Raw genomic sequence first — 25669 nt, forward strand, 5'->3', positions numbered from 1 at the left:
CATTTCGCCGATCAAGCCGCCGCCTGTGGCGAGAGATGGATCCTGAAACGAGTTCAGGATGACGGTGTGTTTGATCGCGCGGGTAGCGCGTCAATTCCGCCCTTTGAGGGCCTTCGCGCTGTCAGCCACGCGCCGTCGTGTCTCCACGATCAGCTCGTCGAGGCTCTGGACTTGCTTCACGCCGTAGCGCTCGCCGGTGATGTCGACATTGCCCTTGCGCCAGAATCCCGGCGGGCAGAGCAGCACGACTTTGCCCGAGCGGGCATGAAGACCGAGTTCGAGCAGGCTGACCGGACTCTGCGAACCTGGCGCGAGGTAGAGGATCACTACGTCGGCGCTGTCGAGCGCCGCGAGTTCCCATTCGACCTGCCGGCGGAATTCCGGCTCGCTCGCTTCGGGCTTCCAGGCTGGGTTCCAGTCCGGGCGGCGCGGATTGAGCAATACCAAGTCCTCGCCCTGGAGGGCAGCGATCACCTGCTTCTGCCAGTCCGGCGCCGAACCCATGTCGATGCTGCCGCCGAGGAATACGCGGGGGCGGTCGTGCCGGGCGGGAAGCGCCTCGGGGGAGGTGACGACGACGGCTTCAGCCATGGCCGCTGCGGGGATCGAAACGGTGCCGATCAGGGCGGCGAGGGCGAGGAGAGGCTTCATGGCCCGCCTCTAGCCGCGAGGCGCCGCCCGCCGCCAGCGAAAACCGCATCTCAAAGCTCGAGCCAGAGCGCACCGAAAGGCGGCAGTGCGGTGGCTGTCGCACCATTGACGGCCAGCAGCACTCTGCCTTCCGCAGCTTCGCCAGGAGTGAGCGGATCGGGAGAGAGGTTGAACAGGCAGCGCAGGCGCTCCGCCCCTTCCGTGCGCTCGAACGAGAGCAGTGAACCGTCCGCCCGGCATTCGGTCAAAGTACCGTGGCGCAGGGCGGCATGCGCGTTGCGCAAAGCCAACACCTCCCGCGTGAAATGGAGCAGCGAGGCGGGATCGCTCTCCTGAACGGCCACGGCTCGGGCGAGGTTGTCGGTTGAGAGCGGCAACCACGGCTCGCCGGCGGTAAACCCGCCGAGCGGGGCGTCTTCCCAGGGCAGCGGCGTGCGGGCGCCGTCGCGCGAGAGTGTGAGCGGCCAGTTGGCGATGGCTTCGGGGTCCTGCAACTGCTCGAAGGCGATCTCGTCCTGCACGAGGCCGAGTTCCTCGCCCTGATAGAGGATCACGTTGCCGCGCAGGGCCATCAGCAGGGCCATCTTCACGCGGGCGAAGGCGTCCCGGTGCTCCGGTGCAGACCAGCGCGAAACGGCGCGGGGGGCATCGTGGTTCTCGAAGGCCCAGCTTGGCCAGCCGCCGGTTTCATCGGGACCGAGTTCCCAGCGCTGGAGCGTCTCGGCAACGAACTGCGCGGTAAGTGCGGGGGCATAAAGGAAGTCGAAGCCGTAGGCGCTGTTGAGCCGATGCTCGCCCGCGGTATAGGCGCGGCGGTCGCCCTGAGGATCGTCGCCGCCGATCTCGGCCACGGTATGGACGGCCCCGAACTGGTCGCAGAGCGAGCGGAGCCGCTCGACGAAGCCCACCATGTCGGGATGCGACTGACTGTAGGTCTTGAGCTGAAAATCGAAGGGACGGGTGCGGATGCGGCCATCGGCGGGGGCCGGAGGATTATCGCGCAGCAGCGGGTCGTGCATCGCATGGTTGAGCGCGTCGAGCCTGAAGCCGTCGACCCCGCGCTCCAGCCAGAACCGCGCCGCGTCCAGCACCGCGTCCTGCACGGCGGGGTTGTGCATGTTGAGCTGCGGCTGCTCCTTCAGGAACGTGTGCATGTAATACTGGCGGCGACGGCCGTCCCAGGTCCAGGCGGGGCCGCCGAACACCGACTGCCAGTTGCAGGGCGGGGTGCCGTCGTCTTTGGGATCGTGCCAGACGTACCAGTCGGCTTTGGAATTGCCCCGGTCGGCGCGACTTTCCGCGAACCAGGGGTGGAGATCCGAGGTATGGGCATAGACCTGGTCGATGATGACTTTCAGCCCAAGCGCATGGGCATGGGCGATCAGCGCGTCGAAATCGGCCAAGGTCCCGAATACCGGATCGACCCCGCAGTAATCGGCTACGTCATAGCCGAAGTCGCGCATCGGCGAGGTGAAGAAGGGCGATATCCAGATCGCATCCACCCCAAGCCGGGCGACATGGCGCAGGCGGCGGGTGATCCCGGCGAGATCGCCCACGCCGTCGCCGTTGCTGTCCTGGAAGCTGCGGGGGTAGATCTGGTAGATCGCCGCACCTTGCCACCAGGGCCTGTCCGAAGTCTCGGCAGCGATAAGGGGAAGGGGGCTGTCTTCGGTTTCGGTCAGGCTCATGCTTACCTTCCGCGAATGGGATCGCCCGCGGTCATACCATCGCCGCCCTGTCCTTGCCGAGGGGCGGCCACGAATTTTTTGCGGCGCTGCACAATCCCGCTTGTCGCAGGGCAAGGCTGTGGTAGCCATGATGGAAAGCAGGGGAAACTGCGGAGCGCATGCCGCATTATCCCGGCTCTAACTTACGCCGATTGCAGGACTTTTGCGAGAAAGAGACTGCCACGGCCAGATCAGGAGTGTGCCCGTGGCGACCGATCCTGTTTCCAGCAGCGAGGCTGCGTTTCCCTCGGAAATGGACAAGCATATCGTGCGGGTGCTGCGCCAGCGCGTCGGCAAGGACGAGCGCGCGGCGAAGCAGCATGACTGGTACACTGCCTCGATCCTCGCCCTGCGCGACGAGATCATCGAGAAGTGGATCGACTCCACCCGCCGCACTTACGATTCCGGTGGCAAGCGGGTCTACTACCTTTCGATGGAGTTCCTGATCGGTCGCCTGCTGCGCGATGCGCTCTCGAACATGGGCATGACCCGCGAGTTCGAGGCGGCCCTGCGCGCCCATGGCCTCGATCTGGCCGCTCTGGAGGAACTGGAACCCGACGCGGCGCTGGGCAACGGCGGTCTCGGAAGGCTGGCGGCCTGCTTCATGGAAAGCCTCGCGACGCTGGATATTCCGGCCTACGGCTACGGCATCCGCTATGTGAACGGCATGTTCCGCCAGCGCATCGACGACGGCTGGCAGGTCGAACTGCCGGAAACCTGGCTGGCCCACGGCAACCCCTGGGAGTTCGAGCGGCTCGAAAGCACCTACCGCATCGGCTTCGGTGGCGAAGTCGTGGCCGAGGGCGACGGCGTGTTCTGGCACCCGGCCGAGCAAGTGGAGGCGACCGCGATCGACACCCCGGTGGTCGGCTGGCGCGGCAAGCGGGTGAACACCCTGCGCCTCTGGACCGCCAGCCCGCTCGATCCGATCCGGCTCGATGCCTTCAATGCGGGCGATCACTTCGGCGCTCTTGCCGAGCAGGTGCGGGCCGACAGTCTGGTACGCGTGCTCTATCCCGCCGATTCCAGCCCTGCCGGTCAGGAATTGCGCCTGCGGCAGGAGTATTTCTTCACCGCCGCCTCGATCCAGGACATCGTGCGCCGCCACGTCCAGTATGACGGGGATATCCGCACCCTGCCGGACAAGGCGGCGATCCAGCTCAACGACACGCACCCCTCGGTGGCCGTGGCCGAACTGATGCGCCTGCTGGTCGATGAGAATGGCCTCGAATTCAACGAGGCCTGGGACCTCTGCCGCCGCACGGTGTCCTACACCAACCACACGCTCCTGCCCGAGGCGCTGGAATCCTGGCCGCTGCCGCTGTTCGAGCGCCTCTTGCCGCGGCACATGCAGCTTATCTACGCGATCAACAGCCGTGTGCTGCGCGAGGCGCGCAAGGCTGGGTGCAACGACGCCGAGATCGCCGCGATCTCGCTGATCGACGAAGGCGGCGAGCGGCGCGTGCGCATGGCCAATCTGGCCTTTGTCGGCGCGCATTCGGTGAACGGCGTGGCGGCGCTCCATACCGAGTTGATGAAGCAGACGGTCTTCGCCGACCTCCACAAGCTCTATCCGGACCGGATCAACAACAAGACCAACGGCGTCACTCCCCGCCGCTGGCTCCAACAGTGCAATCCCGGCCTTACCGGGGTAATCCGCGAGGCGATCGGCGACTGCTTCCTCGACGATGCGGAAAAGCTGTCCGATCTCAATGCGTTCGCAGGCGATGCGCAGTTCGGCGCGCGCGTTGCCGAGGTGAAGCGGGCCAACAAGGCGGCGCTGTCGGACTATATCCGCAAGACCATGGGCGTACGTCTCGATCCCGATGCGCTGTTCGATGTGCAGATCAAGCGAATTCACGAATACAAGCGCCAGCTGCTGAACCTGATCGAGACGGTGGCGCTCTACGACCAGATCCGCAGCCATCCCGAGCGCGACTGGGTGCCGCGCGTGAAGATCTTCGCCGGGAAGGCCGCGCCGAGCTATCACAACGCCAAGCTGGTCATCAAACTGGCCAACGACATCGCCCGGCGCGTCAATGCCGATCCTTCGGTGGGCGGGCTGCTCAAGGTCGTCTTCGTGCCGAACTACAATGTCAGCCTGGGCGAGCGGATCTTCCCGGCGGCGGATCTTTCCGAGCAGATCTCTACGGCGGGCATGGAAGCCTCGGGCACCGGCAACATGAAGTTCGCGCTCAACGGCGCGCTGACCATCGGCACGCTCGATGGCGCCAATGTCGAGATCAAGGACCATGTCGGCGACGACAATATCGTCATCTTCGGCCTCACGGCGGACGAAGTCGCGGCCAAGCGGGCGAGCGGTTACAACCCGCGCGAGGTGATCGACGGTTCGCGGGAACTGCGCCAGGCGCTCTCGGCGATTTCGTCCGGCGTGTTCTCTCCCGACGATCCGGATCGCTACAAGGACCTGATCGGCGGCATCTACGACCATGACTGGTTCATGTGCGCGGCCGATTTCGACAGCTATGCCGCCGCCCAGCGCTCGATCGATGCGCGCTGGGAGGACGTGGCGGGCTGGCGCGCCGCGACCATCAGGAACATCGCCAATGTCGGTTGGTTCTCTTCGGATCGAACGATTTCCGAATATGCCAAAGACATCTGGAAGGTCCTGTGACGCCGCCGGACAGCGCTCTCGAATCCCTGCTGGAAGGTACGCACGCGGACCCGTTCTCGCTTCTCGGCCTCCATCCCGGTCCCGGCGGCTCGCACGCCCGCGCGATCCTGCCCGGTGCGGAGACGGTGGAGGCCTTCAGTCTCGACGGTCGGCGGCTAGGCACGCTCGGCAAAGTCGATGACCGCTTTCTGTTCGAGGGCAAGCTGCTCGGAAAGCCGCAGCCGATCCGTTACCGCTGCTCGGCGGAAGGCAGCGACTGGCTCGTCACCGACCCTTATACTTTCGGCCCGGTGCTGGGTCCGGTGGACGACCTGCTGATCGCGCAAGGCACGCATTTCCGCCTCTTCGACAAGCTGGGTGCGCATATCATCCGCCACGAGGGCGCCAGCGGTGTCCACTTCGCAGTCTGGGCGCCCAATGCCCTGCTGGTCAGCGTGGTCGGAGATTTCAACGACTGGGACCCGCGCCGCCACGTCATGCGCGACCGCAGGGACATCGGCGTCTGGGAAATCTTCATCCCCGACATCGCCGACTACCGCGCCTACAAGTACCACATCGTCGGCGCCGACGGCATGGTCCAGCCGCTCAAGGCCGACCCTTTCGCCTTCATGTCGGAAATCCGCCCGGCCACCGCCTCGATGACCGCGCACCCGGCCAAGCTCGACTGGGGCGACGAGGCCCACCGCGCGCATTGGGCCAAAGTCGATCCGCGGAAAGTGCCGGTCTCGATCTACGAAGTCCACGCCGGGTCCTGGCAGCGCGATCGCTGGAACTGGTTCCTCAACTGGGACGATCTCGCCGACCGGCTGATCCCCTATGTCGTCGAGATGGGCTTCACCCATATCGAGTTCCTGCCGATCAGCGAGCATCCCTACGATCCCTCGTGGGGCTATCAGGCAACCGGCCTCTACGCGCCCAGTGCCCGCTTCGGCGAACCGGCCGGGTTCGCGCGTTTCGTGGACGGTGCGCACCGGGCCGGGATCGGCGTGATCCTCGATTGGGTGCCCGCCCATTTCCCGACCGACGAGCACGGCCTCGTCCGCTTCGATGGCACCGCGCTCTACGAACACCAAGACCCGCGCCTCGGCTTCCAGCCGGACTGGAACACCCTGATCTACAACTTCGGTAGGCGGGAGGTGCAGAGCTTCCTTGTCAACAACGCGCTGTTCTGGGCCGAGCGGTATCACGTCGACGGGCTGCGCGTGGATGCGGTCGCCTCGATGCTCTACCGCGACTATTCGCGCAAGGACGGCGAGTGGATACCCAATGCCCAGGGCGGGCGCGAGAACTGGGAGGCGGTGGACTTCCTGCGCGCCACCAACCGCGCACTCTACGGCCAGCATCCCGGCGTCTTCACGATCGCCGAGGAATCGACGGCCTGGCCCGGCGTCACCCAGCCCGCCTACGAGGCAGAGGACGGCCGGCAGGCAACCGCGCTCGGCTTCGGCTTCAAGTGGAACATGGGCTTCATGCACGACACGCTGCGCTACATGGCGCGCGATCCGGTGCACCGGCGCTATCACCACGACGACATTACTTTCGGCCTGATGTATGCCTTCAGCGAGAACTACGTCCTGCCGCTCAGCCATGATGAAGTGGTCCACGGCAAGGGCTCGCTGCTGAACAAGATGAGCGGCGACGACTGGCAGAAGTTCGCCAATCTGCGCGCTTACTACGGGATGATGTGGGGCTATCCCGGCAAGAAGCTGCTGTTCATGGGGCAGGAGTTCGCCCAGCGCCGCGAATGGAGCGAGGAACGTGCGCTCGACTGGGACCTTCGCGATGCTCCTGCGCACGAAGGCATTCGCAACCTCGTGAAGGACCTCAACCACATCTACCGCGAAAAGCCCGCACTTCACGCCGGAGACTGCGACGGGGAGGGTTTCGCTTGGCTGGTGGTGGACGATGCCGCCAATTCGGTCTTCGCCTGGCTGCGCAAGGCGCCCGGCGCCCGGCCGGTCGCGGTGATCTCGAACATGACCCCGGCTATCCTGACGGGGTATGGACTGCCGCTGCCGCATGACGGCACATGGAACGAGATACTCAACAGCGATTCTCCACATTACGGGGGAAGCGGGAAGGGCAACTTGGGGCAGGTCAAAGCCGCGAACGGGCAAGCCATGGTAACATTGCCGCCATTGGCCACGATCATGTTCGAATACGCCGGCTGAAAACGACGATACGAAGGAGAGTGATTGCAATGAGGACGCCGACCGGATCGCCACTTGCGCGCGATGCCATGGCCTATGTTCTTGCCGGCGGACGCGGCAGCCGCCTGGCCGAGTTGACGGACAATCGCGCGAAACCTGCAGTCTATTTCGGCGGCATGAGCCGGATCATCGACTTCGCGCTGTCGAACGCGATCAATTCGGGCATTCGCCGCATTGGCGTCGCCACACAGTACAAGGCGCATAGCCTGATCCGGCACATGAACCGCGCCTGGAACTTCATGCGGCCCGAACGCAACGAGAGTTTCGACATTCTCCCCGCCAGCCAGCGCATTTCCGAACTGCTCTGGTACGAGGGCACGGCGGACGCGGTGTTCCAGAACATCGACATCATCGCCGCCTACAGTCCGAAGTACATGGTCATTCTGGCGGGCGATCACATCTACAAGATGGACTACGAGCTGATGCTGCAACAGCACGTCAACTCGGGCGCGGACGTGACGGTGGGTTGCCTGGTGGTGCCACGCAAGGATGCGACGGCCTTTGGCGTGATGCATGTCGACGAGAACGACGTCATCACCTCGTTCCTCGAAAAGCCCAAGGACCCGCCTGCGATCCCCGGCGATCCGGACCATGCGCTTGCCTCGATGGGCATCTACGTCTTCGACACCGAGTTCCTGTTCGAGCAGCTTCGCCGCGATGCCGCCGAGCCGGATTCCAAGCGCGATTTCGGCGGCGATATCATCCCCTACATCGTCAAGCACGGGAAGGCGCAGGCCCATCGCTTCACCAATTCCTGCATCCGCGCCGCCGAGGAAATCGAGGAATACTGGCGCGACGTCGGCACGGTGGATGCCTATTTCGAAGCCAATCTCGACCTGACCGACACGGTGCCCAAGCTCGACATGTACGACCGCGACTGGCCGATCTGGACCGACACCGTCGTTGCCGCGCCCGCCAAGTTCGTCCACGACGAGGAAGGGCGGCGCGGACAGGCGATTTCCTCGCTGATAAGTCAGGACTGTATCGTCTCCGGCTCGCTGGCACGGCGCTCGCTGCTGTTCACCGGCGTGAAGATGGGCAGCTATTCCGAAGTCAACGAGGCGGTAATCCTGCCTTACTGCAACATCGGCCGCCATGCCCGCCTGTCGCGGGTGGTGATCGATTCCGGCGTGCGGATTCCGGAAGGGCTGGTGGTGGGCGAAGACCCGGAACTCGACGGTCGCCGCTTCCGGCGCACCGACAACGGGGTCTGCCTCATCACCAAGCCGATGATCGACCGGCTGGGCCTGTGATCCGATTACAATGGGAATATCGTTGAAAGTCCTTTCCGTAGCTTCCGAAGCCGTGCCGCTGGTCAAGACCGGGGGGCTGGCCGATGTCGTCGGCGCGCTTCCGGCTGCGCTTGCCGGGCATGGTGTGGAGATGACGACGCTGCTGCCCGGTTATCCTTCGGTGTTGAAGGCGCTGGGGCGGGTACGGAGCGTCCATGTCTGGGACTCGCTGCTGGGCGTTCCCGCGCGGCTGCTGGCAGGAAAGATCGACGGCTATCCGCTGCTCGTGCTGGACGCACCGGCGCTCTATGCCCGTGACGGCGCGCCTTATGGGGATGCGGCGGGGCAGGACTGGGGGGACAACTGGCAGCGTTTCTCGGCGCTGGGCCGGGCTGCGGCGGATATCGCGGGCGGCGCGGTCGTCAGCCGAGGCAAGGCCATGCGCTTCGATCTCGTCCATGCCCATGACTGGCAGGCGGCGATGGCCCCCGCCTACCTGCGGTTTGCGCCGTTCGGTGGTGATACGGGGCGAGTGCCGTCGATCGTCACCATCCACAACATGGCTTTCCAGGGCTGGTTCGGCGCCGAAACTTTCCCGCGCCTCGGCCTTCCCCGCGAGGCTTGGTCGATCGACGGTATCGAGTATCACGGCGGCATCGGCATGTTGAAAGCTGGCCTCGCCTGCGCCGATGCCGTGACGACGGTAAGTCCGACATATGCGCGCGAAATCCGCTCCGTCGCTTTCGGAATGGGCTTGGAGGGTTTGATCGTGGCACGGGGCAAGGCAGTTTCCGGTATTCTCAACGGGATCGACACGGCAATGTGGAACCCCGCCGGAGACACTGCGCTCGCCGCGCGCTACGACGCTCGCAAGCTGGAACGGCGCAGCGCCAACAAGCGGGCGCTGGAGACCGAATTCGGGCTGGACCGCGATGACGGTCCGCTGTTCATCGTCGTCACCCGGCTCACCTGGCAGAAGGGCATGGACGTGCTGCTGGAAGTGCTCGACCATCTGGTCGGCATCGGCGGGCGATTGGCGCTGCTGGGATCGGGCGACGCCGCGATGGAGCAGGCTTTGCTCGCCGCAGCGACGCGACATCCGGGGCGGATCGGTGTGCGCATCGGCTATGATGAAGCGCTCTCGCACCGCATGCAGGGTGGCGGCGATGCAATCCTTGTCCCCTCGCGTTTCGAGCCTTGCGGGCTGACCCAACTCTATGGGCTTGCCTATGGCTGCATTCCGGTCGTGGCGCGCACGGGCGGACTGGCGGACACGGTGATCGACGCCAATCCCGCCGCGCTCGCCGCCGGAGTGGCGACTGGAGTGCAGTTCGACGGCGTCCACTACGATGCCGTCTCCGCTGCTCTGACCCGTACCGTCGACCTTTACGGCAGACCCGAGCAATGGCGCACGATCCAGAAGAACGCGATGAAGTGCGATTTCTCCTGGACCGCGAGCGGGCAGGCCTATGCCAATCTCTACCGCGCTCTGACGGCATGAGCATGCTCGGCGCCTCGGTCGGCGCGGAAAAGACGCGCTTTGCCGTGCGCAGTCCGCTGGCGAGTGAGGTCTGGCTCTGCTTGTTCGAGGGCGATGACGAGCAGCGCCATGCCATGGAACGGGACGGCTCCGACTGGGTTCTGGAACTACCCGGTGATCTGACCGGCGCGCTCTACGGCTACCGCGCGGCAGGCGAGTGGGCGCCGGAACGTGGATCGTGGTTCGATCCGGCGAAACTGCTCGTCGATCCCTATGCGATAGAGTTGGACCGCCGCTTCGTGCAGGATCGCCGTCTAGCCGAGTTCGGAACAGACACGGCAGACCTCGTACCTCGTGCCATAGTGCCCGCTGCGGCAGAGCCGTTACCTCTTGCGCACCCACATTTCGCGCATGGCGGGCTGATCTACGAACTCAATATCCGGGCTTTCACGCGGCTCCATCCCGAAGTGCCCGAACCGGTGCGTGGGACCGTGGCTGCGCTCGCGCATCCAGCCGTGATTGCACACCTGAAGAAGTTGCATGTCACCGCGGTCGAACTGATGCCTGTCATAGCCTGGATCGACGAACGGCACCTGCCGCCGCTCGGTCTCGTCAATGCCTGGGGCTACAACCCGGTCGCGATGATGGCGCTGGATCCCGGCCTGTGCCCGGGCGGCGTTACGGAACTGCGCGAGACTGTCGCCGCGCTTCATGCCGAAGGAATCGGGGTGCTGCTCGATCTCGTATTCAATCACAGCGGCGAGAGCGATGTTGCGGGCGGCACGATTTCCCTGCGCGGGTTGGACAACGCGGCCTACGCCCATGGCCCCGACGGTGCACTGATAAACGACACCGGCTGCGGCAATACGCTGGACTTCGCCAACCCCGCTGTCCGGCGACTTGCCCTCGATGCCATGCGTCATTTCGTCGAGACTTGCGGCGTGGATGGCTTCCGTTTCGACCTTGCGCCGGTACTGGCGCGAGGGCCTGGCTTCGATCCCGCCGCGCCGATCTTCGCGGAAATCGCGGGCGATCCGGTTCTGTCTACGCGCATCATGATCGCAGAGCCTTGGGACACCGGGCCAGGCGGCTATCAACTCGGCCGTTTTCCGGAAAACTGGCTCGAATGGAACGACCGCTTCCGCGACGACGTACGCCGCTTCTGGAAGGGCGAGGAAGGTATCGGCAAGCTCGCGACCCGGATCGCCGGCTCCAGCGACATATTCGGTCCAGTGCCGTCAGGCGCATCCTGTCGTTCGATCAACTTCCTGGCAGCACACGACGGCTTCACGCTTGCCGACACGGTGTCTTACGAAAACCGTCACAACGAGGCCAACGGCGAGCAGAACCGCGACGGCCATGGTGAAAACTTCAGCTGGAACAACGGCGTGGAAGGCCCTTCGGACGACCCTCTCGTCCTTGCCGCGCGCAGGGCGGATATCAAGGCGCTGCTCGGCACACTTTTTGCCTCGACAGGAACGATCATGTTGACGGCCGGGGACGAGTTCGGTCGCAGCCAACAGGGCAACAACAACGCCTATTGCCAGGACAATGCGACAGGTTGGGTCGATTGGAAAAACCGGGACCTCGACCTGGAAGATCACACAGCTACGCTGGCGGCGATCCGCGCGGCCGCCCCATTGGGCTTTGCGCGCCTTTCCGCGGATATTCGCTGGCTGAACGGGGAGGGTGAAGGCATGACGGTTTCCGACTGGGAACAACCGGGAGCCGGTCGCCTCGCCTGGGAAGCGAGCGGCCACCGTGTCTTGCTGGATCGTAAGGCACGAACGGCGATTATCGAGGTGTTTCCTTCAGAAGACCACTAATGATCGATTGAAGCCGCTCGCCTGCACGGTTCCAGGACAATTGCTGCGCGCGGATACGTCCCCGGCCACGCAAATCGTCGGCGAGCATGGAATCGTTCAGAATGGCTTCGAGAGCCTGGCGGAATCCTCCGGGGCTTTCCGGCGCAACGAGCAGAGCTGCCCCGCCGCAGACTTCCGGCATGGCTCCAGCCCGCGCGGTAACGACCGGGGTTCCGCAATGCATGGCCTCTACCGGCGGCAGACCGAACCCTTCCGTCAGTGAGGGGAAAACGAAGGCCGCCGCGCCCTGGTAGAGCGCACGCAGCTCCGGATCGGAAACGAAACCGGTGAAGACTGCACCCGATGGAGGAACCCAGCCGCTTTCCCGGTAACGTTCGGGCGGCGGCCCACCGGCGACGACCAGCTTTTTTCCGTCAGGTAGAGGCTCTCGCAAGGCCTCAAAAACGCAGCGCAAGTTCTTGTACCGTTTCAGCGATCCGATCGTCAGGACATATCCGCCAGGCTCCAGGTTGTGGCGCCTTAGAATGCGGTGATCCTCCGCTATATCGAGGAGGTGATCCGTGCCGTTATGGACGACCTCGATCTTGCCCAGGTGTCCTATGCCATGGTCGGCAAGTGCCTGACGCGCAAATTCCGACACGGTGAGTATCCGTCTGGCACGTCGACCGATCCAGGGCAGCAACCGTCGATAGCCCGCCGCCTGTCGTCCGGAATAGTCTTCCGGGAAAAGGAACGTCTGTGCGTCATGGATCATGACAACGCTGTTGGCGTGCAGGAGCGGGGCAAGATTGCAGAAATTCACAAGAAGAGACTTGCGGGAATGGCATGGCAGGGTCAGCATTTCCCAGCCCTGGCCGCTGCCCATGCGACCTTTCACCCTTATGGGAGCGAGGTGCTGGAAATCCGCGACGGCGGGCGAGGCGAGGGGGGCGAGCAGGCTTACTTCATGGTCTTGCGCCATTCTTTTGATGAGTTGATCGCAATAGTGGGCTGCCGTTCTATGCACGCCGTTGACGCCGCCGCTCAGGAACTTTCCGTTGATGGCAATGGAGGCCATGAATTCACGCTGCCTGTTGCTTGTGTGGGAACTGCAGATTGAGTTCGACTAAATCGCTCACACTTGAGCAGATAGCGCGAAGCGATATCGATCGGCGATTGAGCAACCTGATGTATGGAAATTGAATCTGGGCAGGATCACGCAGCATCTCGGCATTCCCATTTGATGTAGGCCTTGTTGTCGCAGGCCCATGTTTCGTCGATTTCGACCAGAACGGCGGAGACGAGGCGCAGGAGCGCGTGTTCGTTGGGGAAGACCCTGACCTTGACGGTACGGCGCTTGAGTTCCTGCTGGACGGCGCGCTCGATCGGGTTGGAGGTGCGCAGGCGGCGGCGGTGGTGCTCCGGCAGGGTGAAGACAGCCAGACCTTCGGGAATGGCGTTTTCGAGCCACGCGGCGAGCTTTGGTGCGGTTTTTCTATAGCCGGTGACGAGCTCTTCGAGCGCAGTCTGTGCCTTTGCCAGCGAGCCGGCGTTCCAGACGCTGCGCAGCTCTGAGCCGATGCGAGCGCGGATGGCGACGCCCGGAGCGTGATGGATGGCATTGGCGGCGAGGTGGAATTGGCAGCGCTGCCAGGTGGCCGCCCCCAGTACCGCCCGGCGAGCGGCACGAAGGCCCGCATGATCATCGGACACGATGAATTCGACGCCTCGCATGCCCCGCGCGACCAGATCATCGAGGAAGCTGCGCCAGTGGACTTCCGCTTCCGACAGAGCAACGCTGACGCCCAGCACCCGGCGGCGCTCGTCAGGTCCGATGCCGATCGCAGATAATACCGCGGCATCGCGCACAACGCCGCCTTGGCGCATTTTCTCGTACCGCGCATCGAGAATGAGGTAGCGGATCTCGCCGAGCGGGCGGGTCCGCCACGCCTCCAGTTCGTCATCGAGCATCGCTGCCGCGCGGCTGACCTGTGAAGAGGATATGCCATCGATCCCAAACTCGCGCAGCACCGCTTCGGTCTGCCGGGTAGAGACGCCCTTCACGTACATCTCTGCCACGGCCAGCATGACCGCACGCACCGACCGGCAGCCGCGCTCCAGTGACTGCGGGAAGAAGGGCTGACCGTCATGGCCGGCGGTTTTGGGCACGGCCACATGCACCGTGCCCGCTGGCGTATCGATCCGCTTGGGCTTGTAGCCGTTCGCATATCCGCGCCGGTCGGGCGTTCGCTCATAGCGTTGCGCGCCCAGGAAGCGTTCACGCTCGATGCGCATCGCCATCTCGAAGGTGCGCGCGAATACGGTCGCAATCCCTTCGGGGCCGTGTTCGATCAACTGTTCCAGAACCGCCTCGATCGCTGTATCGTCGCGCTTGTCCATTTCTCTTGCTCCATAGGTGTGTGGTAACTCCATGGAATGCTGAAGATGGGCAGCTGGTGCCGGGGCATGCCCCGGCACCAGCTCAGCGCGTCCGACACGTTCGAATTTCCAGACCTCTGGTTACACAACCTCGATCGGCACATGGCTTTGTATTCGGATTGGACGAGGTTAACGTCGTCAGGGATCGTGCTTCAGCTGGAAAACACCTCAAGGCTGAACACCCGCAGGCGAATTCCCAGCCACAGTATCGCCAATGCCATCAACATCGAAACTGCGAGTTCCACCGCGAGCATCGTGCTGACCGAACCGATCGATGCCGGAATGCCGCTCGACCTGAAGGCATAAAGCGACAGTCCATAGACCAGTGCCAGGATGCTGCCTTTTGCGAAATTGTACACGGCGGGTTTGATCGACAGACCACCCTTGTTGCGCATGAGAGCGAAAGCCCAGAATGTGCTCAGAAGAACTATGGAGACCTGACTCCAGGCCAACGCTTCGATACCAAAAGGTGCGGCCAGAAGCGTCGCAATCACCGACACTATGGCCACGACGAGGTTGTAGGCCATTACCCATTTCGTGCGATCGAGCGCCGAGAATGCCGGTTCGATCAGAAGCTGCCCAACCCCCGCCACTCCCCGCAAGGCCATGGCATAGGTTACGGCGAGAGCCGCAAGATAGGCAGGCTGAAACACTGCGGCGACGATATCTTCCCCAAATACGATCACGACGCCCCCGACCAGGCCGGTAAGTAAGGCAATCGTGCCCGAAAGCTGTGCCAAGGGAGAGGCGAGGTCCTTATCCCGGCGTGCGGCTGCGCCAAGCTGCGTGGAGGCAAAGTTGCTCATCGGCTGACCGAGAACATCGGTTGCCCCGGTCGCGATGCGATTTCCGAAGCGATAGAGGCCGACATCTGCCGGCGAGTGAAAGAAAGCCAGAAGCACGTCTCCCGCATATCGGGACAGAAACCCCAGCAAACGCGAACCATAGAGGTTTCCTGAAAAAGCAAGGGCTTTACGGGCTAGCGCAATGTCCAACTCAAGCCGTGGCCGAGTTCTTCCTCCCAGTAAAAACAGGCCTGCACCAAACACCACTCGAACATAACGAGCGGCAACCAGGGCATAGAGCGAATGCCAGCTGAACAGTATTGCACTGCCTCCCACAAGCGCGGTTAGGTTTTCGATGAAAACAAACCTGAAGTTCTGTTCAATTGCATTTCGCCGCAACAAAGTGGCCGATGACCAGGCAACGACTGCGGAAAGCGGTTGCGCCAAGGCGAGCAGGATTATCACGGAGCCCAGTTCGGGCGCTTGCAACAACCACTGCAAAGGCATGGCTGCTGCAACAAGCAATGCAGATATCGATCCGACGAGTAAAATGATCATCCAGAACGATGTCGAAATGACGAGATCGTCTTTAGCGCGCCCGTTGATGATGAACTGGTAAATGCCGCTATAGGTCAATGTGTGAATAAGCATGATAAATACATTGGCGACACTGAATATACCGAATTCTTGTGGATCAAGAAAATGTGCAGCCATGAACGTCATGACCAAAGTCGAAAACTGCTCAAGAGCACGCCCTGAAAATGCGATGGATACTAGTAGAATTTTTCTATAAGGACGATTGCTTTCAGCCGTTGCGGACAAGATATTCATCAGGATAACCCACCTCTATTTTCAGTAAAATAGGGGCGACGGAACAGGTGTTTTTCTGGAGGTGTCGTTAATATTCATTCCGCGCATTCCTGGGTTCTATCACCAAGAAGCTGTTTTCGGGTTTGAAATGCCACCATACCGGATGAAGCTGGACACCTCGAAAAACTCGTGGCGCCTGACGGCCTGAAGTGATTCACTGCCTTTACGCGATAGCGGAGGCGATGATGGCAGGGCAGCCGGGTTTCTTCGATCTTTCGGACCGACATGAGGCGTTGAGCGCGGCGGGCGATCCGCTGGAGCGTCTGGCGGCAGTCGTGGACTTCGAGGTTTTCCGGGGACCGCTGGTAGCGGCGCTGCGCCGTAGTCCTCGCGGCAAGGGTGGCCGTCCGCCGTTTGATGCGGTCCTCATGTTCAAGATCCTCGTGCTCCAGGCGCTCTACTCGCTTTCGGACGAAGCGACCGAGTTCCAGATCAAAGATCGCCTCTCTTTCCAGCGTTTTCTGGGGCTTGGCCTGGATGGCACGGTGCCCGATGCGACGACAGTGTGGCTGTTCCGGGAGCGTCTGGTGAAGGCCAAGGCGATCGACAGGCTATTTGCCTGCTTCGATGCCGCGCTGACCGACCGGGGCTACCTCGCCATGGGCGGGCAGATCATCGACGCCACCGTGGTGCCAGCCCCGAAGCAGCGGAACACCGAGGAGGAGAAGGCGGCCATCAAGGAGGGCCGGATCCCCGAGCGCTGGCAGGATAACCCTGCGAAGATCCGGCAGAAGGATCGCGATGCCCGCTGGAGCGTCAAGTACACCAAGGCCAAGGTCAAGGAAGGCGCGGACCCCAAGGCCTTCAAGCCGGTCGATCTGGCTATCCCGATGTTCGGCTACAAGAACCATATCGGCATCGACCGGGCGCATGGCCTGATCCGCACCTGGGATGCCAGCGCCGCCAATGCCCACGATGGCGCAAGGCTGCCGGCGCTGATCAGTCCGGACAATACGGCCTCGGGAGTATAGGCCGATACGGCCTACCGCTCCAAGAAGAACGAAGCCTTTCTCGCCAAGGCCATGTTCACCAGCCACATCCACCAGCGCAAGCCGCACCGCCGAGCGATGCCTGAGCGTGTTGCACGCGCCAATGCCAAGCGGTCCGCGGTCCGCTCCGCCGTCGAGCACGTCTTTGCCGGGCAAAAGCACCGCATGGGTCTGGTGGTGCGCACCATCGGTATTGCTCCTGCCCGCATCAAGATCGGCATGACCAACCTTGCCTATAACTTCCAGCGCCTGGCCTGGCTCGAGGGGCGAATTGCGCCCGCGTGACGCCAAAGATGGCCTGCACAACCGCCGCTCCAGCAAAAATCAGCAGATCACCCACCGAAACCAAGGCTCATACGCCAATCGTGAGCCTTCATGCCTCCATCATGCCGAAATCAGACGGTTCTTCGAGGTGTCCAGTTCGCGCAAAGTCCTTCCTTCTGATTACGAAATTCCTGCAACGCGAGTGCTCGCGGTCATCCGCATGAATGCAAGCTCAGACTGCAGCAGAAAGCGTATAACGGGCTATGTTCGGGATGTCGGTGTGGGTGAACCGTTATCCTTCGCCATGGCGAGCCAACCGATCACGACTGGTATAAAGAAAAGGAATCCGCTGAGAGATAATTCAACGGTTCCCCATGACCACGAACCCAGCTTCCACTGCGGGTAGATTGGCGGAACAAAAATCATGGGCAGAAGCCATAAACTGGAAATCGCCGCGTTTCGAAGGCGGTGCAATGTAAGTATGAGCAATATGATAAATGAACCCGCCGAAGTCGCCACCGCAAGAAACGATATGGCCGATGGAAACTGGACCAGGCAGAGCGAAATCAATGGAAATGTTGTCGATGCAATAAGAGTTGCGCTCGCACGGCGATATCCGTGCCTGTCTGAATTGCGTTGGAGAAAATCGCTCATCGACAAGGTCTAGTTCAGAAGCAGATCTCTTACTACCTTCTATGAAGAGCGAAGCCTTTTTGATCATCAAATGCCTGCGGGATCTATGGTTGTGTCGAGAGGGCTTCAGGCAGTGTCATTTCTATCTAGGACTCACGCTATTCGAGTTGATAATAATCATTATGTTAAATAACGGATGACGAGAGGGCTCGATCATTTGTCGGTTTTCCTAATTCACCGGACGATGCACTGGCGAAATTTTTCATACCTTAAATGCCGGACTGGTCATATTCGGGCGCTTCCGACGGCCGGTTGTTGCTCCGCCTCACTAATCTTTATGAGCTCACATGGATCATCATATCTCTAATAACTCGCCTTGGACGTATGCCCACAGTAGGCGATGCAAAGATGACGATCGCTTTGCTCGACCGGCTCACGTACCATTCTCGAAACTGGCAACAATAGCTGGCCGTTCAAATATCGATGCGGATCCCCTGTACACGGAAGAGAAAGCGATTTACGCCGTTGCGAGATGCTGCCTTGGTGCTACTCCCTCCGCTATCCCGCCACCGGGTAAGATCGGGACAATCTAACTCCCCTATTGCACTCCGATGTCGGGTCTGTTTGTGCGCCGATTGAAACGGTTGAAGCGCGCGAACTAGATGGGAGTGGTAGCGCCGATTTAAGGTAAGTGTCGGCGCTGACAGAAAAAAGGCAGGAATCATGCCCGCGATAGAAATTGGAGTCTTCCCTGTTTACACGATCGGTCATTCGAACCGGACGATCGATCGCTTTCTTGCAATGGTCAGACAAGTCCAAATTGAGATTGTGATCGATATTCGCAAGATCCCCATGTCCCGAGCGAACCCGCAGTTCAACGGTAATAACCTCGAGCGTGATCTCGCCGTAGCAAAGATCGATTATACAAGGCTCGAGGCTTTAGGCGGCAGGCGCAACATTGCCCGCGAGATTGCGCCGGAAACCAATGCTTTTTGGGAAAATCGCAGCTTTCACAACTACGCCGATTATGCTCTGAGCGAGGCATTCCGTGAGGGCCTTTCTGAACTTGAGCAGCTGAGCCATTCACGGCGAGCAGCTATCATGTGCTCCGAGGCAGTCTGGTGGCGATGCCATCGACGTCTTGTCTCTGACTACTTGTTGCATGAGGGCCGTGAAGTTCTGCACATTATGGATCTCGGCCACATCGTTCCCGCGGTGATAACACCGGCTGCTCGAGAGGAAGGACCTTCTCTGATTTACCCGGCGAGCCGGACCTAGATTGTCCGGGCTAATTTAAGTCTTTCATTCGGCCAATCATGAGCCTTACGGCCAAGCCCCTGCACAAACCGCCAAGCACCATTTTCGCGCCCCACCTAGCTCAGCCAATCTCCGGTTCGGATGCAAAAGTTAGGAGGGTCCAAAAGCGTATGGCATCTGTCAGACCTTCGCCTGATATCGGCTTTAGGTATTACCTTCGGTAAAATGCTCTATCACCGCTGGGGCGTCAAAGCTCGGCCTGTGTGATCGCTCGACGGTCATCGCTTATATCATTGCTACTGCACACACCATTCATATGAAGCTTGCGCCAGGCCAGAGGCGGCATTCCCGTGACTTTCCTGAAGACCCGACTGAGGTGGCTCTGGTCTGCAAATCCGCATCCGGCTGCAACGTGGGAAACCGACAAATCTCGGTCCATGAGGAGTTGCTTTGCTTTTTCCACCCTACGACTGAGCAACCACTGATGAGGCGGCATTCCCACGCTTTTTTTGAATGAGCGGGAAAAGTGCGCGACAGAGAGCCCGCATTCCTTCGCAAGCATTTCGAGGGAGATATCCCCGTCAAGCGATGCCTCGATTTGTTCTTTAGCTCTGCGCTCCTGCCAAGTTGCAAGGCCGCCTTGTGCCTTTTGCGATGTACTTTCTTTTATTCCGTATCGATTCGCAAGGTGAACACAAAGTGCCCAGCCAAGATGCTCCATGAAAAGCCGGTTGGGCTCTTCAGGCCGGTCGAAGACTGGCCACATTGCAAGGGCTAGGCCATAGAGTTGTGGGTCTACAATGGGCTCGCCTGGAGTTGAGACCAGACTGCCCACCTCAGCCGGACGCTCATTTGAGATTGCGATTCCAAACGCTCGTCTGTCGACATGGAAATTCAGACAGGCGAACGGAGACTTGAGGTTGGCGCGCCAGTTTCTGCGATAGTCAAAGAACATCGTTTGCCCGAGTGCCTGGCGCCGAAACGCAAGCTTATGATCGTTGAGAAAGATATCTCCCTCGTAGTCGATCATCTGGACATTGATCATGAAGGCGTCTTCGTTGAGGTGAGGGTCGCTCATTCCCACATTACCTGTCACGGAACGCAGCCTTGCCGCCCCAATTGGGAACTTGCCCGGACCAACGAAGCTGACGTTCGAGGCGTCCTCTACCCTAAGGTAGGCCTGTACACGATTAGTCCATTTCTTTGCTGGTCTGTCCATAGGTCGATTCGGAGGTCTCTTGGGATCGCGACGCGATTGAATTACTCCGACATTCTTTATCAAGAAGAATGGCTGTTCGTCTCCCCCCAATATTAGGCTTCTGTACCTCGTTCATGTCCGCTCGGACCTTGTATGTCCTGCGGACGGGCGCCCCCGCCGGAAGCGACGAATTTGCTCTGCTCCATCTTAAGCATCTGGTGGGCATGTGAACGGCATTTGGTCGCAACGACGTCCTGTGGGAAGTTTGCGATTGGAGCGCCATCACAGGAAAGACGAAGGACGCGGTTGATCCGGGCCAGACGAGGCCCGGCCTATGGAAACCGACAGGCATTGGATCGTCGATTTCCGCTGGACTTCGGTAATTCATTCAGTTCTGGTGTCGAACGGTCTTACGATAAATCAACGGGTAGGCTGAAACGGAACCGCGTTCCGGTTCCAGAGAGACGTTCGACCTCCAGCACTCCGTCATGCGCCTCGATGATTGAGCGGCAGATCGCTAGTCCCATGCCCATCCCGGTCTCCTTCGTCGTGAAGAACGGGTCGAATATCCGTGTGATGACGTCGTCCGGGATGCCGCCGCCGGTGTCCGTGACACTGACGACGACTCCGTCAGTGACAAGTTTCGAAGTGACCTCGAGCTTATGCCCTCCGGACGGGGGGATGGCTTGACCCATTGCATCGAGCGCGTTGTTGATCAGGTTGACGACAACCTGTTGCAGCTGAACGGAGTTGCCCCTGATCAAGCAATCTTCCAGGTCGACGAGCGGACTTATATTCCTGTTTTCGATTTCCGCTCCGCTGAGCGCGAGAACATTCGTTATCAACTCGGTGAGACCGAAACATTCGATCTTGGTGGGGGCCTGTTTCGCCAAGGCGCGCAGCTCGCGGACGATTTCGACGGCTCGCTCGGCTCCGTTGCGAGCACCGTGGAGGCACTTGATTGCCTCCTCCAGATTGGGCTCAGCGCGGGATAGCCATCGTACGCCCGCGCTAGCCTGTCCTGAAATGCTCGCAAGAGGGTTGTTGATCTCATGCGCAATTGAAGCTGCGAGACTACCCATAGTGATCAGGCGAGAATTGCGGTCAAGATCAGCACGGGCGTCTTGGAGAGCCTGGTCGGATTCCATGCGGCGCTTATGCTCAACCATCAGTTCGGCATAGGCGCGTGCAGCATCAAGCGCATTGGCGGCCTGAGGCGCTAGCATGTCGAGCATCGCTGTGCGTTGGCGACTGAAGACGTGGGCCGCCAGTTCGTTTTCCAGATAAAGAACGGCTGTGAGCCTGCCCTGCTTGATAAGCGGAAGTGCCATCATCGCCCGCGCGCAGATCTGTCCCGGCGCAAAGAAGGGATCCTGCGTTGCATCTTGGATGATTTGGACTGTTTTCTCGTCCATGGCCTTGCGGATAAGATGCAACGGCACGATGTCATCCCGCGCAATGCGGGTGTGCACCTCGACAACGACATCATCACCTATGACCGCGCCGGTGGCCTCAACGAACAGCGTGTCTGCCTGGCTCGTGAGCAAAACACCTCGCCGAGCCCCCGCGTGGACGATCATTGCCCGCATCAGCTTCTCGATCACCTGGTCGAGCTGAATCTCGCCGGACAGGGCTTTTGCTGCTTCCAGCGCCACGGCGGCATCGAGTTGATGTTGTTCAATTGACCGAACGCTCATCTCCTGCTCGCGGTCCAGCGCTAGCATCGGATATGATTGTTCAAGCCGCAGCGCCAGCCCTGTCGCTCCCCAACGAATGAAGGCGTTTCTTGCCGATCGCGCAAAGTGAAGCGCGGTGGAGTCAAGGTTACAGTGCCAAGCGAGACTGGCTGCCCGTTCGTGGATTATCCCCAGTTCATGGACGAGGTGGCTTTCTGCAGATGCTGTTACGGCGCGTTCGTATAAACGAAGGGCTTCGAAGTGCTTACCACCATGTCGGGCAGTCTCGGCTTCCATGAGCAAGTGGCGTCCGAGGAATGTTGCCGGATTTAGTTCGGCAAGATCTCGAAACTTATTGTGGCTGATTTCGATCTGTGACTGTTGTGCAGTCTCAAACGGCTGTTGTAGCGCGCGTGCGAAAATTGTCAGAGAACGATACAGATAGAGATCGCTTAAATTGATATTCGCTGGCACCGCCCAACTCAAAATTGCCGCCTTATCGAGATAGACTTGGCTCGTCGCCAAGTCCCCTAAATGATAAGCGCTCATGCCGGCATAAAGCCATTCCCAGAACAGGGTTGATTGGGACACGGCCGAGGAGCCCAACTCGGCGAATGGGCCTTCGAGCCCGGTTCCCGAGATGTGCGGAAAATTGTAGTGCCCTGTCATGATACTGGACGCGAAAGAGTGCTGAGCGGAGATAAGCCTCTCGATGTCCCTGAAACCTACACGCCGGGATAAATCCAAGCCTGCATTAGCTTCTTCGATCACGCGCGGCAAGGGTTCGCCCATGATGAGAAGATCAGAAACGATGTGGTTGCTTGCAAAGCAGGCGTATGCTGTTTCGCCGTTCGCCAACGCCTGACGGCGCGCCTCGGTGGCTAAGGAAAGCGCATAACTCATTGGTCTTGTCCACGCACTAACTTGGTCCGCCGCTACCAGAACCGCCGCGCGAGACGCTTGCCAGCCATTATGCTCGCTGAGTATCATCGCTAGCTGAGCATATTCGTAGCCTTCAGCGTATTCGCTGTAATGGTGAGCAACGAAAACACCGAACCAAGCAAATCCGTGTGTTGATGAAGGAGTGATGCCTTGTCTTAAGGAGAGCTCTGCCATCTTAGCAGCATGAAGAAAACTCAATCCATCATCCAGGAAAACGGAGGCAATTAGCGTTGCCAACAATGACATTGCGGCCTCGGCGTGGGGCGACGTCGCTAACGGAAGAACTACTAAGTCTTCAACGCTGCGTCCTGCACGTGCTTTGACCACGTCCGAGTAAGCCGCTCGCAGAACGTCTTCGGAAGGACGTCGCGTCAATGTGATTCCGAGGTATTCAAGCCCGGCCAATCCGGCGCGAATAGCTCCTTCGTAATCAGATCGAAGGGTCTGAATGTTTGCACGCAGACGGCAGGCTTCAGCCTTCTCCAGATTGCCGTTTGCCCGCTCCATGAGCGTGCCCACAATCTCCGTTGCCTCATCCATCCGGCCCTGCAGCATAAGGCAGTCACACCGCAGCAAGTTTGTCTCTCGCGCCAGATGGTGCAGACTAGCCTCGCCTTGCGAAAGCTTGTCGCACAGGTCGAGATATCGCTCTGCTTGATCAATAGCAGCGGCGGCACGAGCTCGACGGGCTGCGACAATGAGTGTCTTTAAAAACGGTTCCTTGTCCGTCTGGTCGATATCTCCGTTAGCAGCGAGTTTGATATGATAGGCGGTATCGAAAGCAGCTTCAGACGAAATTCCGTTTTGCTCTGTCAGTATCAACCTGGCAATTTGCGCGTGATAGGCCGGACGCTGCTCAGACGCGGTCAGCGCGTAGGCAGCCTCGAACACACGGTCGTGGGAAAACGTCAAATTGTCCTTATCGCGGATGAGCAAGCCGCTGGTGATGGCAGGCGCCGCACTATCTTCGATGTTTGTCCGCTCGCAATTGAGCGCCCTTGCGAGCAGTTTCGTCTCGGCTTTCTGGCCAATGATAGCAAATATGCGCAGCAGTTCGAGTGTTGCGGCAGGAAGTGCTGATAAGCGCCGCACCATGAGAGCGGTATCATCGGTGCGACTATATCCCGAGAGCTTGTCCTCCTCCCAGCCCCATATCTGCCCGACCGGGTCGAAGCGCAGGAACTCTTCATCGGCCAACGCGCGAAGGAGCTGAATCGCAAAGTATGGATTACCCTGCGTCCGTTCGCCAATGATGTTGACGAAGCGATCCCTGCCCCTAATTTTGCCAAGCAATGCATCTACCAGCTGGGCTAGCTCGAGTGAGGATAACGGAGGTAGGGCAAGCTCGGTCAACCTAGTGGCTGACTCCTTTGCGCGCATCTTGAGCAGATCAAGGACTTCGTGGGCCGGTGGCTCGTTATCGCGCGATGCAAGCACGATCAGAAGATGCGATAACGGGAAAGCGGCAAGATGATGCAGGAAAGACCAAGTTGAGTCGTCCGCCCATTGAACATCATCTATAAACAAGATTGTTGGTGCGGGCGGTTCGGCAGTGATCGCAACCACTTTGGCCAGTGTGGCATTAAAGCGTGCCAGCGCCTGCTCTGCGGGAAGCTCTGGCACTGATGGGAGGTCGCTCATGATCTTGGCGAAACCAGGAATCAGTTCGCTAATGAGCCGGCCCTTGCCGTCAAGTTGATCACGCAGCCGGGTCCGGATTGCCGCAGCCTGCTCGGGGCTGTGCTGCGCGAACTGTTCGACGGCAGCCGCAATTGCCTGTGTCAACGGCAGATACGGCGTCTGCCGCTGGTTTTGATCGGATTTCCCGGAAAGGCCGGTCCACTGAGGGAGTTCGCGCCTGAGCTGTTCAACGAGACAGGATTTGCCAGCGCCTGGCGCGCCCTTGATGATGATGATCTCTGCAGTGCCGAGGGTCTCGACGCGATGCGCTGCCTCTCGCAGAATGCGGAGTTGAGGCTCTCTGCCGATCACACGGCTGTTGTGCTCAATTGATAATGCGCTCTGGCCGTTCAGAGGGAAGTTAGGGATTTCGCCCATCTCATCGAGCAGGCGGTGACAAAGCTTCAGGTCGGCACCAAGCGCCGCTGCGCTGGAATAGCGTTCGGCAGGATCCTTAGCGAGTAATCGCAGCAGGATAAGATCCAGCTGTTTGGGAAGAGACGCGCGGATCGAACTGGGCCGGCGTGGGCGAATGGCCACATGCGCATGAAGCCACTCCGCAGGAGTCGAAACATTGAAGAGCCGCTGACCCGTCAGAAGCTCGTAAAGCGTCGCGCCCAGAGAATAAAGATCGCTGCGGACATCTGCCTGTGGATTTACTCGGTCGGCCAGTTCGGGAGAGGCGTAAGGCAAGCTAAGATCACTTGCCGCACGGGGCTGGTCCTGGTTGCCATCAATTTCTATCGCCCGGCCAAAACCAGCAAAAACGATATCTCCGTTGAGCCGCTGACGAAGATTTGCATTGTCGATCGCACAATGCACGACATTCCGGCTATGTAACTGGCTTAAGGTAGTTGCGGCCGCGATGGCCAACTCCAGCCATTTGTCGAGTGACAGAGGTTTTTCGATCTTGCTGAGCGGGAGAATGCCGTGCTCTTCGAAAAGCAAGACTGGACCATCCTGCGTGCGCACGAGCGCAACGGGTACTTCGGCGATTTCGCTTCCAAGGTTGGTCGATAGCCGGAATTCCCGTTCCAACTGAGTGACCTTCTCCGTTGCCGGCCAACGGGCCGCAAGCGACAGCCAACTCTTGCGCGATGTGATGTCGATAAGGCGCTGTCGGCCAGTTGCATCGGAAAATGAGGTATCAGGCCGCAGATGGGCCAGCCATGCTTCGTCGTACATAGGCTCTTGGG

The 25669-nt window shown here is 60.4% G+C and carries 14 protein-coding genes and 1 pseudogene; 7 read left to right on the plus strand and 8 right to left on the minus strand.

Going from position 1 to position 25669, the window contains the following annotated elements; translation table 11 throughout:
- Positions 1-90 precede the first annotated feature (90 nt).
- Complete coding sequence (locus ACZ1II_RS05090; protein WP_465143333.1) at positions 91-651, minus strand: nucleoside 2-deoxyribosyltransferase domain-containing protein; 561 nt, start codon at positions 649-651, stop codon at positions 91-93.
- A gap of 50 nt (positions 652-701) precedes the next feature.
- Positions 702-2339 carry an alpha-amylase family glycosyl hydrolase gene (locus tag ACZ1II_RS05095; protein ID WP_465143334.1) on the minus strand — a complete coding sequence of 546 codons (1638 nt, stop codon included), beginning with the start codon at positions 2337-2339 and terminating at the stop codon, positions 702-704.
- Between the two features lie 292 nt (positions 2340-2631).
- Between ACZ1II_RS05095 and ACZ1II_RS05100 the strand changes: the two genes are divergently transcribed.
- From ACZ1II_RS05100 to glgX, 5 genes are read left to right on the plus strand one after another with little or no spacing between them, the layout of a single operon-like run.
- The gene (locus ACZ1II_RS05100; RefSeq protein WP_465144533.1) at positions 2632-5013 is read left to right on the plus strand and encodes a glycogen/starch/alpha-glucan phosphorylase; all 2382 of its coding nucleotides are present in this window, start codon (positions 2632-2634) and stop codon (positions 5011-5013) included.
- Positions 5010-7184 (plus strand): 1,4-alpha-glucan branching protein GlgB, encoded by a 2175-nt coding sequence (gene glgB, locus ACZ1II_RS05105; protein WP_465143335.1) that lies wholly within the window; start codon positions 5010-5012, stop codon positions 7182-7184. Before ACZ1II_RS05100 ends, glgB begins: the two co-directional genes overlap by 4 nt.
- A 29-nt stretch (positions 7185-7213) precedes the next feature.
- A complete protein-coding gene (gene glgC, locus ACZ1II_RS05110) occupies positions 7214-8476 on the plus strand; it encodes a glucose-1-phosphate adenylyltransferase (protein ID WP_465143336.1) in 1263 nt (420 codons plus the stop codon).
- 16 nt (positions 8477-8492) lie between these two features.
- The gene (gene glgA / locus ACZ1II_RS05115) at positions 8493-9956 is read left to right on the plus strand and encodes a glycogen synthase GlgA (protein ID WP_465144534.1); all 1464 of its coding nucleotides are present in this window, start codon (positions 8493-8495) and stop codon (positions 9954-9956) included.
- Complete coding sequence (glgX, locus tag ACZ1II_RS05120) at positions 9953-11761, plus strand: glycogen debranching protein GlgX (protein ID WP_465143337.1); 1809 nt, start codon at positions 9953-9955, stop codon at positions 11759-11761. Before glgA ends, glgX begins: the two co-directional genes overlap by 4 nt.
- Here the strand turns inward: glgX and ACZ1II_RS05125 are convergent.
- The 3 genes from ACZ1II_RS05125 to ACZ1II_RS05135 all read right to left on the minus strand — a co-directional run bounded on the left by ACZ1II_RS05125 (position 11730) and on the right by ACZ1II_RS05135 (position 15795).
- Entirely contained in the window at positions 11730-12818 is a 1089-nt protein-coding gene (locus ACZ1II_RS05125) for a glycosyltransferase family 4 protein (RefSeq protein ID WP_465143338.1), read from the minus strand. The two genes, glgX and ACZ1II_RS05125, sit on opposite strands and share 32 nt — an antisense overlap.
- 137 nt (positions 12819-12955) lie before the next feature.
- The gene (locus tag ACZ1II_RS05130; RefSeq protein ID WP_465143339.1) at positions 12956-14140 is read right to left on the minus strand and encodes an IS256 family transposase; all 1185 of its coding nucleotides are present in this window, start codon (positions 14138-14140) and stop codon (positions 12956-12958) included.
- Between the two features lie 191 nt (positions 14141-14331).
- The gene (locus ACZ1II_RS05135) at positions 14332-15795 is read right to left on the minus strand and encodes an oligosaccharide flippase family protein (RefSeq protein ID WP_465143340.1); all 1464 of its coding nucleotides are present in this window, start codon (positions 15793-15795) and stop codon (positions 14332-14334) included.
- Positions 15796-16019: 224 nt separating this feature from the next.
- Between ACZ1II_RS05135 and ACZ1II_RS05140 the strand changes: the two are divergent.
- Positions 16020-17108, plus strand: a pseudogene (locus tag ACZ1II_RS05140) (IS5 family transposase).
- Positions 17109-17448: 340 nt separating this feature from the next.
- On the opposite strand, the gene ACZ1II_RS05145 reads toward ACZ1II_RS05140, so the two are convergent.
- The gene (locus ACZ1II_RS05145; protein WP_465143341.1) at positions 17449-17808 is read right to left on the minus strand and encodes a hypothetical protein; all 360 of its coding nucleotides are present in this window, start codon (positions 17806-17808) and stop codon (positions 17449-17451) included.
- A gap of 635 nt (positions 17809-18443) precedes the next feature.
- On the opposite strand from ACZ1II_RS05145, the gene ACZ1II_RS05150 reads away from it, so the two are divergent.
- Positions 18444-18998, plus strand: coding sequence for a DUF488 domain-containing protein (locus ACZ1II_RS05150; protein ID WP_465143342.1), 555 nt, complete (start codon positions 18444-18446; stop codon positions 18996-18998).
- Positions 18999-19224: 226 nt separating this feature from the next.
- Here the strand turns inward: ACZ1II_RS05150 and ACZ1II_RS05155 are convergent, their stop codons facing one another.
- The gene (locus ACZ1II_RS05155; protein ID WP_465143343.1) at positions 19225-20055 is read right to left on the minus strand and encodes a helix-turn-helix domain-containing protein; all 831 of its coding nucleotides are present in this window, start codon (positions 20053-20055) and stop codon (positions 19225-19227) included.
- A 530-nt stretch (positions 20056-20585) separates the two neighbouring features.
- Positions 20586-25658, minus strand: coding sequence for a trifunctional serine/threonine-protein kinase/ATP-binding protein/sensor histidine kinase (locus ACZ1II_RS05160; protein WP_465143344.1), 5073 nt, complete (start codon positions 25656-25658; stop codon positions 20586-20588).
- Between the last annotated feature and the right edge of the window lie 11 nt (positions 25659-25669).

Source organism: Novosphingobium sp. BL-S-20, assembly GCF_055521635.1.